Origin of the sequence: Pseudomonas sp. RU47 (assembly GCF_004011755.1) — a bacterium.
Taxonomy (GTDB): Bacteria; Pseudomonadota; Gammaproteobacteria; order Pseudomonadales; family Pseudomonadaceae; genus Aquipseudomonas.
On sequence record NZ_CP022411.1, the window covers coordinates 5226103 to 5242342 of the forward strand.

The following is a 16240-nucleotide window of genomic DNA, read 5'->3' on the forward strand; positions in this document are numbered from 1 at the left end:
TGAAAAAATGCCTCCCTCGACTCAGAGGCATTCGTCCTCACTAAAGCGTAGTAATTGAGCTAAACGATACTGCCGTTATATCGATTTCTAATACTCATGGAGATATGTTGCCCCATAACGGTTATAACTACCTCTCCGTTTCTATTGGTGTAGTGAAGTTCGGGGGTGGTCGAGTAATCGCGATAGACGGCAACTTCAACGTTTTCTGCTGGAGTGTCCAAGAATCTTGAGATCGCCCTGATTCCGTACTCTTCATAAAAATAGATAGGTCCGTCATGTATTTTCGTCCAGCGCTCAGCGGACACTAAGTGATGACCCAACGACATGTGCCATGGTGAAGTCGTAGCCCACTTTCCTTCAAAACTCTCCACCCCCAATGAAAATCTGCCGTCCTGAGTGCTTCTTTTGCAGTCCAGAGCCCACTCTACCCACTCTGCACTCAGCATTTGCCTCTCCTTTGGATGTACCTCTATCCCCAGGCTTTCTGCACTGTCTCCCGCCCACGTCAGTTTCACCAAACGGCCCAATAAAGGACTGTCGGCTTTTACTTTTATGAGTATTGAATTGTATGCACCGAGGCAAGGATAGGCTGCTTCATCGAGTGCTTTCGGAACACTGTTGCATTGGACTTCAAATTCATTATCTAAATCGAAAGCTGACAATTGCCCAGGCAACAACCGATCAGGGAGATCCGGGCTGGTCAAATTCAGTGCAAAATCGCCGACGGGCCCTGATACCTCGGATGAGACGCTCCAGCGAATAGGCTCTCCGTCCACCGGACGCAAGGTTTTCAGTTCAGGCTCGAACTTCAGCCCCAACGCTTCGGCCCCGGTCAGATCTTCCAGCGCCACACTCGCCCAGCCAATCAACCAGCTGTGTTTCCTTACTCTCAATTCCAGGTCGTAGGTATAGGCGCGTGACAGAATCAACTTTCCATCAACAAGATCCACCTCTTCGCCATTGAGCCAAAGGGTGAACTCCTGCAGCCAGGTATCCGAGTCTGGAATCGCGGTAAACATCATCGATTTGACCTCCCATCCGGTATAACCACCTTTGACAGTGGCGAGCAACCAACCCTCTCTGACCGGAGGAAGCCTGAACTTGACCTCGGCTTTGCCGGTAGCATCCGTTTTCGTCGAGGCAATCTTGATGCCCGGATATTCCCACTCCACCTCGACATCAACCAACGGTTCAGCCGTCTGCGCGGAAATCACAATTACCTGTGCTGAAACTTCCTGGCCCGGATACCCACTGGGTTCCGCACTTTGCAGTGACTGAATTTCCCGCGGTTGATGCAGGAAACAAGGCAACGCAATTGACTCTGAATACAGGCTGTCGCCCACTGTGGCTGTCAATTGCACTGCACCAGGTGTCGTCGGTACAAACCGCACGCGCGCCACACCGTAGTAATTGGTGGTAGTTTTCAACTCGCCAAGATCCGGGCTGCGCCACGTCACGGTCACCCCGGCCATCGGCCTGCCGCTGATCACCGAGACCACTTCGACTTGCTCCGACACCTCCCCCCCCCAGAGCAATGTCTGGTTGACGCGCTGGCGCTCAGCGATTTTCAGCACGCGTTCACCCGACCCCAGCGACATCGCAATGACCGGAGACAGGCAGGCCAGCCGAGTGGACGCAAAGCGCAAGCCAAAACTACCGTCCGTGGAGCCATGCGACTTGAACGCATAGGTCTGTCCAAGCTCTGAAAAGAGCCGGGGATCACCCAGCCCTGGTTCCTCAAACTGCAAGCCCAGAGCTGCCGGTCCGGAGCCCGTCATTCCCAACGTCAGGTCCTTGCCCACCAAGGCACTGTCGCTCGGCGCGATGACGCTCAACACATGTTGGAGATTGTGCCGGGGGAAGAACGTTTGCGTACCCACTGGCTGTTTGTCCTGAAGGTCGAAACTCACCATCAGCTCATTCCAAGGATTGCTTGCCAGCGCGTTGACCGTCATCGGACGATGCTCTTCAAAGCCGTCAAAGCGACTGAGTACGGTCGCGATCACCGACTGCTCGCCGGCTTTTTGCGGCTTGAATTCGAAACCGCTCCAGCCATCCACCGTGGTGTGGATTTCTCGCGGTTCGGCATCGATTGTCCAGCTTACGGGCGCCTGATCCACGGGCTTTTCAGTGTGATGCGAGTAGACCTGCACCCACAACCACGCCGCATCCTGGTCCATGACCGGATCCACCGCCGATTCACGCCACGCCTCAATCCTGAGTTTGTTGTGGTCCAGCACCATCGGCTTGGCGACCGCTTCGAATTGCAGCTGCGGCAAGACCAGCGCCAGGGCAAATTCTTCCGGCTTCTCGCTCCCTTTAAAGTTCAGTACCCAGGTCGCCCCGCCGTCGCTCAATGTCTGCGGATCATCCCAGCGCGGCTCAACATCCACCCCTACCGTGTCAGCGGGTGTCCCCGTCCAGATAAATGACGCATCAAGCCCGACCAAAGGACTCAGCGCATGGGGTAATACCTTGAAGCGGTGAACAGCCTTGAGACAGGGATACAGACTGCGCTCATCCAGCGAGGACTGCACCTGATCGAGCATCAGCGCGACTTCCTCCTCCAAATCCTCGGCGAGCAGGCGTCCTGACAATTCGCGTACGCTCGGCAGATTTTCAAGACGCAGTTCAAGCTCGAACAAACTGCTGTGACTGTCGGCTTTATCTGAAACAAGCTCCCACTGCACTCCGCTCTCTATCAACGGTTTGGGTATTGTCAGGTCTGCGGGTTTCAATCCGATTCCAGGATCCTTGTCACCGCGCCAGTGCAGGCTGATGTAGCGATCGAACCACTCGTCACTGTCGCCAATGGGCACGACTTTCAGCGTGTGGGTCTTTCCACGCAGACAAAGCACACCAAGCGGATTGCCTTGAACATCGATATCGTCGAGCCAGATGCTGACCCGGCTTTTCCAAGGGCTCGTGGCGACGGCCGTGACGCTGAAGTCGCGCTCAGTCGGTACCGCATCTTCATGCGCCCTGAGAACAGCTTTGACAGTCAGTTCGCCGGCGGTCTTTGGCGTATACAGCAGACTCGCCCAACCACCGGATCCGGTGACACCGCGCACCGGTTCACCCTCCGGAATGATCCACTCGACCAACGCGTTGCTGACCGGATCACCGTCACCGCTGACCGTCTCATGCACGGCCTGCAGCCGCAGCAGCACACTTTCGGTTTCGTCCACGATCGGGGATCTGTTGGCTTCGCGCACCTCGCCCACCCTGACCCGATTACGCGCCAGCGACATCGGTTTGGCAGGCGACGGCAACAACAATTTCGAACAGACCAGCGACAGCTTGAAGCAACCGTCGCGCTTGTCTTCACTGCTCAGTGTCCAGACCATATCGTCCCCGGTGCCTTCTACCGGAACCTCAAGCGCAGGGCTGACATCGACACCCAGTTGCTCAGCGCTCTCGCCGCTCCAGTGCAAAGAAAACCCGGTTTTCAACAATGGACTGTCAGCCGCTAGCGGCAGACGCACCTGCAGGTCATGGGAGCTTCCACGATTCGGATAGCCTTGCGTGTCCCAGGCCGTCTCGTCACCTTCGACCACGGCCCGCAGATCTTTCCATGGGTCGTTGGCCAATACCGGCACATTGAACTTTTCAGTCCAGACTCCACTGGCGTAATAAAGGCTTTCGACCGACGCTTCGATAACCGCCACCCCCGCTTCCTTCGGCCCGAAGTCGTAGTAAGCCCAGCCTTGCTCATCGGTACGGGACTCAGCTTTCACACCGCTGCCCGCCAGCGACCATTTCACCTCGCGGCCCTCGATGGACTGCGAGGTGTAGAAAGAAACAACTTGCACGCCCAGTCGCACACGTTGTTCAAGTTCCAGCACCGGGTAATACGCTGCTTGGAGTCTATCCTTGAAGATCAGACGGTGATGCCCCAGTGATATGCGGATCGAAAAGTCCTCGGCGTCGTACTGGTTTTGCAAAGTCAGCGAAAACTCGTGGGGCAGTGGCAGATTGATCATCGGCACATCGAACGACCACGCTGACGTCAACAGTTGATCGACGCCCCAAGCGGGCGTCACGACGACCGCCTCCTGCAGGTTGTCAGAACTGATCAAGGCAGCCTTGGTACCGAGCCATGCATTGCCTGGCTCGGGCTCAAACGACAACTGGTGAGGCATGTACATCGGCAATGGGTTTTGTTCCCCGCCCAACGATGCCCCGACACACAGGTACACCGTCTGCTCTGGCGTCAGGCGCTCTTGATCCAGATGCACCGCTTGCAGCTTCAAGTCACCCAGACGCAGTTGGATGTCCAGGAAGGTAATGCAAATTCTTGGGTAAAGTTGACCCTCGTTGTTCAGCGGGCTGTGAATCTCGATACGCAGCGTGTCATCGCGAGCGAACGATACCCCCAGAGGCAAAACGCATGGTTTCAGGTCCAGCGCCAAGGGTTGCCCGGCTTCGCTATGGGCCTGACCCTGTGCGTGACCAAGCGGGCTATGCGGTTTGAGTTCGACCTCGTGCAGTTTCTCCTCACCCTTGAAGATGAACACCCAGCCCGATTTTTCGTGTCTCGTTTCGTACATGAAACTCAACGTATAACGCGCGTCTTCAACGGGATTCTGCGGTATCCGCACATCCTGACTTACCCAGCCACCATTCTTGATGGCCAGAAAGGGCGTCAGTTGCCCTTGCCACAACTCTGCCTCTTTTTCGGCCGATCCCGACTTTTTCCAATGAGCCAGTCCTTGAAGAAAACTACCATTGAGAATCAGACTTTCGTCGGCGTAGACCCCTGGTTTACTCATGGCGGCTCGCTCCTTGACGTTGACGCTTTGCGCCAGCTCTTCTAACCGTGGTGACCAAGTCTTCCACGTGCCGCCCGAAGGCAGGATCACCCGGCTTGGCCATGTAGTAGACGCGCACCACGACGTCCGACAGAGAGCGCAGCATTGCCGCCTGCGAATCTTGCCCGGCCCAAGGGAAATTCAATCTCCAGCTGGAGACCGCTCCGGTATTTTCGAACGGATTGAGCAAGCCCTCATCAGGTTTCATTGCCGTCAGACCATTGTCGGCAATGCCCTTGGAAAGGACGATCTGTTGACCGCTGCGCAGATTGAATTGCACCTCGACAGGAGCCCCACCGCCCTCAACGTCATGCAAGTATTTGACCGACTGCGACGTTGCCTTGGTGGCCGTCATGCTACCGAGCTGGACCAGAGAGGCGCGCACATCCTCGTAAGGCCCGCTAAGAACCGGCAGATCAATCTCCACCGCGCTGATCTGTCGGCAGTAATGCCCAGGATGATCACGGTCGAACAGCAACTGTGTGAGTCTGAATTCCAGCGAGCCATTGGTTTGCAGATCCGTCAACGCATCCGTCCAGCTATCCATACCCGGCTGAGGGTCGATTTCATCATCGAACAATTGGCGCAACGAAACGGTCTTGACAAGTTCCAGCCGTCGCTCGTTGCGTTGCAGGTACTCTCTTTCCATACGCAGGAGGTGCGCACGCAAATGCTCGCCGGCCGTCAACCCATGACGCTGATCCAGCCAGAACTGCTGCAACGGCCACTGTGTTTCATAATCGCCGGTTTCGGCACTCAACGACGCTTGAGCACTGAAGCACAAACTGAGCACCGCATCGTAGGCCTGGTAATGCAACGCCTTGAGCTGACCGATCATCCAGCCGTACAGCTCAGCATTGGTTGCACGCTTTTGCAGAAAGTTGTACACCGCCAATGCCTGGCCGTTGGCCCGCAGCGTTTGCGCCAGGTTGCAGCGGGCAGCCTCCACCGCATGCCGTTGCGCCTCGATTTGTGCATTGATCGCACCGACCTCCGCCAGCGCCTGATCGCGTTGCAGCCCCCATTCATTTCGGCGACGGCGATAGCCTTCGGTGGTGGACTGGTTATCAGCATCGATTTGCAACAGCGACGAGGCGACTTCCAGCCCGAAACACACGGCATCGGTCACTTTTTCAACACGATGACCGCCGTTGGCCAGGCCAAAAACGTTTGGCAACGACGCCAGAACTGCCCCTACAGGCTTGATGACCTTTGCGGTCAACGCAAGCACCTTCGACTGATCCAGGCTGGCCATGACCTGATATTCAACTGCCGACACGTTTTCGTTATAGCGCTGTGCATACGCATCAGCGCGCTGCTGTGCCACCGTACGACTCTGCTCAAGAGCCGTTACGCCCGCCTCCAGTTGCGCGATGGATTGCTCTTGTACTGTCTGGGCGTAGCTGCCCAGTTCCACCAGATGGTTTTGCTGCAGTTCTTCCTGCTCGGCACGGTCGCGACGCTCAAGCAGACTGAGCACCTGACTGCCGCAATCCTGCAGTGCTTGCACGTGCCGCAATACGACCTCGAATATCACGCGCCAACGGAATGCGTTGACCACCAACCGCCCCCCCAAAGGCCTCGGGCCGGCGGCACCGACCGCCGCGAGATCGCGCAGCAATTGATTCGGATCAGTCGCAGGGCTGAACAAGGGAATGTCCAGAGGCTTGCCGTCCAGCGTGAGGTTGTTACGCAGGTTGTAAATGCGCTGCTGCGGCGCGGCAAACAGGTCGAGCAACGATTGATTGACGGGAATCTTGAATGGCGCGCAGGCCAATAGCCCAAGCATGGGTGCCGTATCGGAGCCGGACGGGACATCGGCCAGACTGAAGTTGAATGTCTGTTCGAATTTTTCCAGAGCCGGACGCGTGCCACATTGCAACAGCAGGTTGCCGACCGTATCGGTTTGCCAATGACTCACCGCCCGAGTATTGGGCGCCTTGCCCATCAGAAAGCCAGCCTGCACGTAACACAATTTGGCCGCCACCAGGCTGTCTCGCGTCAGTTGGCGGTAATACCAATCCCCCCACGCCATCAGGTTTTTAACGTACTCGGTAAACATCAGCATTTTGAAGTGCACTGGCTTCGAATAGCCGATGGCATCCGGGTCGGCCGGAGCCAGCGCTTCACAGCCGGCATTGCCTTGATCCATCCCCAAGGGTCGGCAGCGCCAATAGCGCGGTTTATCCGGTAGCGGGGCTTCCTCTTTGATCGCCTGCGGGTCAAAAATGTGATGCAGCCACTGTTGCGCCTCTAGATAACGTTCCTCATCGCGCAGGCGGATCGCCACAAGGTGCGCCAGATGAAAAAAGATTTCCCAGAAATACAGCCCGTTGGCACCATCAAAAGCACCGTTTGGTTCGTCGAATTTAAAGCCTGTCGGCGGCGGCTCGCGCATGAACTGGTTCTCCCAGTGCAACACGGCGTCCACCGAGATATTGGCGCGCCAGACCAGTTCCGGACCAAACAGCGAATTCAGGCGGGTGTATTTCAGCTCTAGCGACGATTGGTTGAAGGAGAGAAACTGGGCGGCATCGACGGTGTTCTTCACCAGAGTGGGCGGGATGAAATCCAGCAGTTCGGCAACATTCAGTTTGAAATGCTTGACGCCGTACGCCCCGGCGTCAAGAGAGAAATTGGCGCTGTCCATCCAGCTTCCTTTCGCTCGACTGAACTCCTCCAAGGCGTCCACGCACCAGTTACCTGCCATCGGGCGATCCGCAGAGACGTCATCTGGGTCAGCAATTGTTCGGTTCAACAACTTCAATGCAATGCTCGTCGTAGCCGTGCCCGACTGGCCCGTGGGCATACAAAATCCCTGCACCACCAGTACATCTCGACCATCCGGACCATCACCTTCACGTCGTGCCGTGACTCGTAACCCCAGAAACGCAGCCAACGTACCGCCTTTTTCTACCTCGCTGACAATCCCAACCTGACTGGGCAGCCGATGCTGAACGGTCTCGGGGGTCTTGAAGCGCTTCTCCCATGCCTTGTCCAGCCATGCGCCATCGTCATACGTCACGGGGCGCATCAGTACGTCGTGAACCGTACGCGCCGACACTTTATGAGGGCCATACAACCCTTCGAACAGGATGCCCAGCGTCCCTTTGGGTTCCACAGAATCGGTGCGCACCGTCGCCACCATGGCAGTCAAAGAAAAGCTGGCACCTCCAGTAACAGTCGGGTACGCGGAGCTGTGCACAATCAACGGTGCCGACCATTGCCCGTTCTGCGTCATGAACGCCAGATTGATATCCAGCTTGCCGTCGATGGACTCGTCCTCGTTTTTACTGGCGACCGGCTCGCGCCACTCCGCCCAGACCAGACACAGTCGGCCATTCCAGAACACCGGGCGTATGTCCACAACCCGATTGGCGGGCTGAACGTCCACGGCTTGCCATTCGCTCCACGCCGCCGGGTTGACCGCCGTACAGGTCGGCGTCAGCTCGATCTGTGCCCTGCGCCAGAAGTACTGGCACGGTTGCACACGCTGGCGCCCGATGAAGTAGTAATCGGCACGTTCAGGCGTATCTCCGTCCATGTAGCAACTGAGAACATCCAGATCGCAGGTTTGCTCGAACGCTTGCAAATATCCGCGCATCGCTGCCTGAACCGAATCCACACTCAAACGCGTTTGATTGAGGTCGTTTTCAAGATTTCTGAACAGGCTGGTCTTGCGCTGGCGGACAAACGGGGTGATGTAGTTCTCCGGGTAGAGGCTGATCAGTTGTACTGCTGCCCAGTCCGGATAGTTGCTGTAGAGATCCCACTGCGCCAGATGTTCTGCAGGCACGTTGTAATCGATGAAGCCCGGCTCCAGTTTGCGATGCACCGCATTTATGTACTGCTGCACGCAACTGATTGCTTCAGCGACCCATGAGTTTTGCCTGGCATAAGTGTCCAGCGGATCCATGCGCAGCAATTCAAACAGATCTTCCGGCGTTCTCAGGAACGGGTACTTTTGCCTGCTGATCTTTCCAATGCAGTAATCGAGTAAAGCCGAACGACGTTTTTCCAGCAAACCACCGGAGGTGTTCAAATCCATGATCCGTGCTCCCTGGGACAAAAACCTGAGTCAAATGGCCGGCAGGCCACGCCGCTCATTGCTCGGCCTCATCGCCGGCAAAAGTGATGGGTTCGAAATAAGTTTCTGTCTCGCCACCATCGGTACGCACACTGAATACGAATGTCCCGCCGGTGGGGCTGGAAACGACCACACGCGTCACCCCTTCCTGATTGGTGAATCCATCCTCCGGTCGGATGATCGCTTCATTGATTTTCGCTGGCGGCACGCTTTGCACGAACCATTTCACGAGCACGTCTTTCCCGAGGTTGCCGTATCGGTCTTCCACCGTTGCGTACAGCTCGACTTCCTGCCCTCGGGGAACAATCCCCAGCGGGATCGGGGATTTGAAGTCACCGGGAAACCACAGGGTGCTGCCATCAGCGACGATAGAGACGGGTTCGGCAGGCTCGGGCTCGAACAAGTCCAGCCAGTACAAGATCTGGTCTGTCCCCATGACCTTGCCCGGCCAGTATTCAACCTCGACCCGGCCGTATATATCGGTTGCCTTGTTTCTCATGGTCCCTAACGTGGTGTGCCAGTAAACGTTGACACCCGTCATGGGTTTGCCTGCTGTATCTGTGACAGTCACCCTGTAGGTCGCTTTTTCATCAGGTTTGTTAGCAATCAAACTGTTGCTATCGATGATTTCAGCACTGGTTTTGACCAATGCCTTGAGGTCGCCCGGGGCATGCACCAGGGGTACCTGCGCTCGGGACTCGTTCAGCAAGGCAAGCTCAGCGGCCTTGGCATAGGCCTCCTTGTCCACTGTCTCGGGCAGATTGCCGATCTGGAAAATCGTCGATGCGTCCATGCCGGTTTTGCCTGACAGCACGCGTACGCGCATCAACAGATCGAGCTCGATGAGGCCTCCGAGCACCAGATTTCCAGACTTGTCGATGTGTTTCAGACAGTCGCGCACTTCCTGCGCGCTCCAGCCGAAAAACTCGGCCAGTCTGATGGCTGAGGCCTGTTGCGCCAGCCACAATGCACTCCCTGTGACCTCAGGCAGGGCATCGACCTGACGCAGGTAATCCAGCAGCTTTTGTGGCGGTTGCCGGCCAAGATCGAAAGCGCGCGTGAGCGTGCTCAAGTAGTACAGAGTGCGCACCGAGAGTTCAGGCTTGGCGCTCGACGGCTTGCCAAACCAGGCCTTGTGGCCGTAATCCAGGTAGTCCTGCAATAACTCAACACTGAGGTTCAGTGTCATGGCCACTTCACTGCGTCGCCGCACTTCGGCCAACACATCGAACAATGGGCCGCCAGCGTCCCGACGTCCCTCCTCAATATGCGCAACCACCTGTTCCAGAAAAGAGTGAGTGGTTGAGTTCGCCCAACTCAATATCGGTATGGCGTGCCCGGCCGGGATCCCGGCATAGACGGCCAACGTCTCCTTCAACAGTGATACCTGAGCATCCCGGGCTTGCAAAAGCACGGCGAACATTGTGTTAACGAGGGCGTCATGCGCAGACTGATCGAACCCGCCAAAAGCAGTTTGCACAACCCACAGGAGCTTCGTGCGCGCCTCAGCCTCGTATGCTTCTGGCGTTCCGGGGTAGTGCAACACCAGTCCGTTATGATCGACGAGAGCGTCCCCCCCCCTACTGGTCGACAGGAAGTCCAGCCAGTCGACCGCGCCAACAGAAGGAACGCCTGCCGTCAAAAAGTCATTGTTGGACAGCCGCGCCGCTGGCAGGAGGTTAGTGACCTGATCGAAAAATTGCAGGTCCGACTCGCTCGCTATGCTGACACTTTGCGGTACGGCAATGTGTTGCAACATCCAGAGCACCGGCAGATTACTTTGCTCGCACCATTGCACACAGGTGTCCATGGCTTCGACCAGACTCAGCACATCGGGGTTGCTGCTCGCCGAGGCGTTGATCACCGGCACGCCCGCCAGGCCATCAAGCCATTGCTGCCCGCCCAACAACGTCAGCATCAAGACACCTTCGACCGGTGTCATGTTAAACAGCCGCGGCAGTATGACCAGGCGACATAGACTGGAAACGATCGCCGGGGTGAGTAGCAAGGTGTCTTCACGCTTGTGTGCGCCGGCAACCGCCAGAGCCAGATAATGATAGGTCTGCAGATCGATACCCAAGCCATTGCACAGCTGGCTGATCGTCAGATCGGCCTCACCGGGCACCGGCGTCACCGGAAACAATCCACCACGGAGCTTCAAGGGTTCGCGATATGCCCCCTGACCATTGAAGATCTGATCGAATTGCGAAAGGGTTTCGCCACGACCATAGATCGACAATTGGTCAACAATCACAGCGAAATCCGCCGCCGTGCAGCGATAGCGTTCGCGCAAATGCTGGAACAGCCCCAAGGCATGCACGACGTTGGCCGATATCTCCCATTTCGGCGCACTGCCAGTGCTGCGAGCTTCAGCTCTGATTGCCGCCGTCAACAGGGCATCGACCTGGTCGCTCGGCAACTCGAGCCAGTTGTCCAGGCGCAGTTTGCGGTTCATCCGGTCGATTGCAGTCAGGCCTTCCTCAGTCTCGGGTTTAACCGTCAGCGTGTTGAAAGGTTTGTCTACTGCGTAATTGATCCGGATACCGGGGTGCACATTGGCGTTGATATAAACGGAGCCAGAACGGGCACTTTCCGCAGGTAAGTCCAGTTTGTCGACATAGTCGATGTTCGCCGAGCGCACCGGTGCAAAATCACCCACCGATAACAACCGTTCGATCTCCACGGCCCCGAGTTTGGTTGCTTCACCAAAATAGCTGACTTGGTCGAGTTTCTTCCCCTCAGACTCGTCAGTATCGTTAGTATCGAAGTTGTCTCGATAAAACGCCTCAGCATCCGAAAAAGGGTACATAGGCTCAGTCAGCAGATTTCGCTGATACGGGCCCAGCCGCGAGGCATGCGCCAGCGCCCGAGTGTTGCGGGACGCACCGACAACCGACGGCAGAAAATAGGGGTAGGACAGATCGATGCTGCGGTCGAAATCCCCCACCGAAAGCCCTTTGGAGCGCGCCACACCGTCAATCGTGACCCAATGCTGATAGTAAGGCAGGCCATTGGGATAGCGGGCGTTGATCAAGGCATCTTCGATCGACTCTGATTGCTGTGCCGTGATGAATTTCTCCAGCACCGCGATGATAATGTCGACCGACGACACCGCCTGATGCACCGCTGGCCCGTCGACAGACAGCAACTTCAAGTCGGTACGGCGGCCATGCAGCAGGAACTTTTCGTCCGCGTCATCATTAGGCTCGATACGCAGTAGAACCCAGCGCAACAGATCGATCAGGTATGCCACGGGCGAGATGCATGATTCCAACGCCTCGGGGGGGCACATGCTGTCGAATGGGGTTTTGAAGATAATCTCGTATTTCGGGCCATCAACCATCGACAGCAACCCGCTCGACGGATCGGTCTGTGTGGTTTGATCGCCCTTTAAAGTGTGCTCGATAAACTCACGCCGGATATACGTGACGTAACTGTTGGCCCGCCGGATGAGCTGTCGGGCGTCGCCCACACTGAGTTGGTACTCACTGACCAAGGCCTGAGCGCCTTTTTCCACCAGCGGAAAAATCGAACCGCCCTGCTCGAGATAAGACCTCAGCTTCCCCAGCCCGGCGTTTTCTGTGATGTGTGCTTCGCCAAATATTTGCTCGAACATTTGCACAACGGGGCGGGACGCAACAGTCATGATCAATATCCTTGAGACGATAGCGGGTTCCGACTATCTGACGTCATCATCAGATTGCCGGTCGTTATGTAAGGATTTAGCGCTTTTGAGTGACTTTCGCCTACTGTCAGATCTGACAGTATTTATGACCACTCATCGGAAAATGGGCCTATGAACGTTTCGAAGAACCAGGCTCGACCTCAAAGCGCTCGCTATCGACCCAGTCGGACCGTTTCTCACTATCGTTGAGGCTCTGCCTGAATCGAGACCATTGCCCTCCCGTCATCAGCGACGGTCCGGCCTGCGCTTGCCAGCCGTTCAGGGGATCGACGGGAATGTTCGCGCTCAATTCCAGATCCGGGTTGAACCAGCTCACGACTGCTCCGACGCCTTGGCGACCGTTGCCCGCCAGGGACACCGGGTTAGCCACCCAACTACCCGGTGCCGGCACCTCAATGGTGGGCCAGTAAGTGCCCAGCACAATCGGGCGCGTTGCCGGCTCCGATACGAATTCGCCGAGCGCCGAGACCACCTCCAGCAAAGGTTCTCCACCAGGCTGGTTGAGTTCCAGCCTCACCCACCAGGTGCGATCAGCCTTCACAGGCGCACTTTGATGTGTACTGCCCACCTTGACCGTGACTGTGTCGCCCGACACACCGAAACCGGACACCACCAATACCCGCCCGGCATGATCGTCTTTCGTCGGGGATTCGATATCGGGTGCTTTCGGGACGACCTGATAGGTCACCCGATCACTATCCTTCGACGTTTGAGGGTCACCGTCATTGTCGTAAATTTGCACGGCCCAGATGGTTTTTTCGCCCACCGGCAAGGTCACCTCGGCATTCCAGTCGCCTGTGCGATCTACACGCGCTTCGGTAAATGGCGCAGAAGTATCGCCGAGCATCCACACCTTGACCTGTGCGTACGGCATACCCTTCCCGGAGAGCGTCGAAGTGCGTGACAGCTTTTGTCCGTCGCTCGGACAGGTAAACTCCGGAGGGGGTACAACCGCCTTGAACTTGCGTTGCTCACTTCGCTTGAAAGGCCGCGCGTAGATGGTTTGCTCCGCCCGGATGGCATGTTCTTCAAACGTCAGCCCCCTGAGGTCGATTGACCATTCGCCACCAGGGGGCACGAGTTGTGGTGGCGTCAGATACTTCTCATATCGATCATCCCACAATCGCATCGTGGCGCCCTCCATGCCGCCCGAGCCGGTGACGGAAATGTCACGGGGTACTTCTTTGCCTTCCGGCGGATAAATGATGACCGGTTGTTCAATCACTGGATAAACCGTGAAAGTCCTGGCCACTTTCGGTGAATCCAGCCCTTCGGCAACCTGATGCACTTCGATCTTGTGCAGGGTATTGCCGCTAAAGGGGGTGGTTCGCCGGAACGTCCAGACCTCTGCAACGACAGTCACTACATACGGCTGAGGATCATCGCTGAAGTTGATATGCACCTTGGCTGTCGACCAACCGGTGCCGCTGAATTCCGGGCAAAGACCCTCTTCGGAAGGTACGTTGAGTCCGGGCGCCAAGGGGGGAGTCCTGACTTTGAGGATGCGCCAGTTTGGTGACCACTGACCGTTCAACGTTTGTTTGACGTGGACTTCCCGATCGTTTGAGGGTCCCCACACTGCCGATGCTGTGGTTGACCATTCATTACCGACAACAACTGTCTCTGGCGCGGCCAGGTTGACCCTGTCGGGACAAAAAACGTGCACCGTGGCGCCATTGAAACCCTTGCCACTGAAGGTCGGCCGGTATTCCACGGTGTGCTTCAAATCGCTGACATCAGGCAGCGTTTTGTCAAAGGTGAAATCCAGGGGCAGCGATTCGATCCAGCCGCCAGCACCATCGGACAGCTTCTGAACAATGGTCAGCGCGTATTCACCAGCCGCCCAGTTCGTCGCGATGGTTTCCCATTTGCCACTCGCCACGCCAACAGAGGGCGGGGGTGTTGGACTCGGGCCACTGTTGATAGTGATCTGCACGGTGGCGCGGTCATGGCCGTTGCCAGAAAACTTCACTGTGCTGTCAGTGGGATAGGTGACGTCAGGGGCGGTCAACTTTGGGGGGCGGATTTTGAAGGGACGGGCGCCGCTGCGCGCGGATGGAATGCCATCCACTTCCTGCACCGCTACGAGTGACAGGACTCCGGGGGCCAGGCCTGTCAGTTGTATGCTCCAGTCTCCAGCGGCCACCACAACTTTACTGGCCAAAGGGGGATCGTTGCCCAAATCTTTGAGAACCTTGATGGTGGCATTTGCCACGGCGCCTTTCCCTGTGAGGGTGAACGATGTGTTTTGTGGGACGTTCGAATCAGGACCGGTGATCTCTACAACGGGAGGAATGATTTTGAACGTTTGTGGTGTTCCTCTCCCGGAACGGTGGATCGTGATTACCTGTTCAGCTACGAGAGAAAGGTTACCCGAAGGTACATTTATTAAATCGACTACCCATTTATCGCTCGTCAGTACAGCACTGCGTCCTAATAATTTACTGGTCGAATTCTGGAATATCTCGACGACAGCACCTTTCACCCCGTTGCCGCCTTCAAGTTTGAATGAGGGATTTTGCAACGGAGCAGAAGTACTAATGACCGGATACCCCAGCACCATTACATTGACCACAGCGGAGTAGCTGTCAGACCAGCCGGGAGACTGTTGGCGTGCCTGAATGGCCAGATTTCCGGATGGAAGTGTTTTATCCGGTTTTAAACCTACATTCCAACTGATGGAGTTGAAGACGCGGGGGGTTGATAACGTTGCAGCATGATCCTTCGCTTCCACGACGGTGATTGTTGTTCCCGATATGCATGTCCCACTAAAAAACAACTGGGGATGAGTTACCCATGCATTTTCCACGGGTGAAGTTATTGAGGTCACGAATTGTCGAATCTTTATGACATTGGAAGCAACCGATATCTCAGTGCCAACAACCTGCTTGGCATAAAAAGACATGTCCTCCAGTGGCAAATAAATGGAAGCTTCCCAATTACCATCACCTTTCAGGGCGGCGATACCAATGATATTTTCACGCGGACCAAGTATACGGATCGCCCCCTTCTGCCAATGGCCATTACCCTTAACCAGGAAAGGCATTGTCACAAGCGTATTTGGTAACGGAGATTGTATGACAGGCGTCCGTGCAGGAATAATTTTATCACTCCAACCCTCCCAATCTTCGACATCATTATCAGGTCCGTCATATTGAATACGCATCTGCAGATAAACTTCTACGTCATACGTACCAAGTGGCACGCTCAGGGTAACTACGTAGTTATGCCACTGTGCGTCTTGCCTCATCGTGTCCGGTGAGTTTTTTCGCTCATATCCACCAGCCTTAAGAACCACATCAATATTAGCGCGATCCCGGTTCCCACCGCGGGTAGTCATCTTGTACTTTACGGTCCTCACATGAATATGCTCACTGTCAAACTTGTATTGACATTCCAGTAAGGTTGTCAGGGACGGCACGCGTGGGTGAATCTGATAAAGGGTCGTGGTGACAGCGTTGTCCCAAAACACTTCGGAATATTGTTCGCCCTCGCCCACACCGACGAAGGAGGCCTTATCAGCGAGAGACTCGTCCGGTACGCGGTTGGTCTGAGCTTTACTCTCGCTCTTCTGCTCATCCCCACTCTCGGATTCTCCAATCTCGTCGTCCATTTCAGTGCTCCTGCGCAATTAGGCAAACTTGCACCGAAACTACG

The 16240-nt window shown here is 56.1% G+C and carries 4 protein-coding genes; all 4 read right to left on the reverse strand.

Annotated elements, in window-relative coordinates:
• Positions 1–59: 59 nt before the first annotated feature.
• Entirely contained in the window at positions 60–4772 is a 4713-nt protein-coding gene (locus CCX46_RS23875; RefSeq protein WP_127929540.1) for a hypothetical protein, read from the reverse strand.
• Entirely contained in the window at positions 4765–8859 is a 4095-nt protein-coding gene (locus tag CCX46_RS23880; RefSeq protein ID WP_127929541.1) for a Tc toxin subunit A-related protein, read from the reverse strand. The genes CCX46_RS23875 and CCX46_RS23880 overlap by 8 nt, the downstream gene beginning before the upstream one ends.
• 55 nt (positions 8860–8914) lie before the next feature.
• Positions 8915–12544 (reverse strand): Tc toxin subunit A, encoded by a 3630-nt coding sequence (locus CCX46_RS23885; protein ID WP_127929542.1) that lies wholly within the window; start codon positions 12542–12544, stop codon positions 8915–8917.
• Between the two features lie 148 nt (positions 12545–12692).
• Complete coding sequence (locus tag CCX46_RS23890; protein ID WP_127929543.1) at positions 12693–16196, reverse strand: hypothetical protein; 3504 nt, start codon at positions 16194–16196, stop codon at positions 12693–12695.
• Positions 16197–16240: the final 44 nt, after the last annotated feature.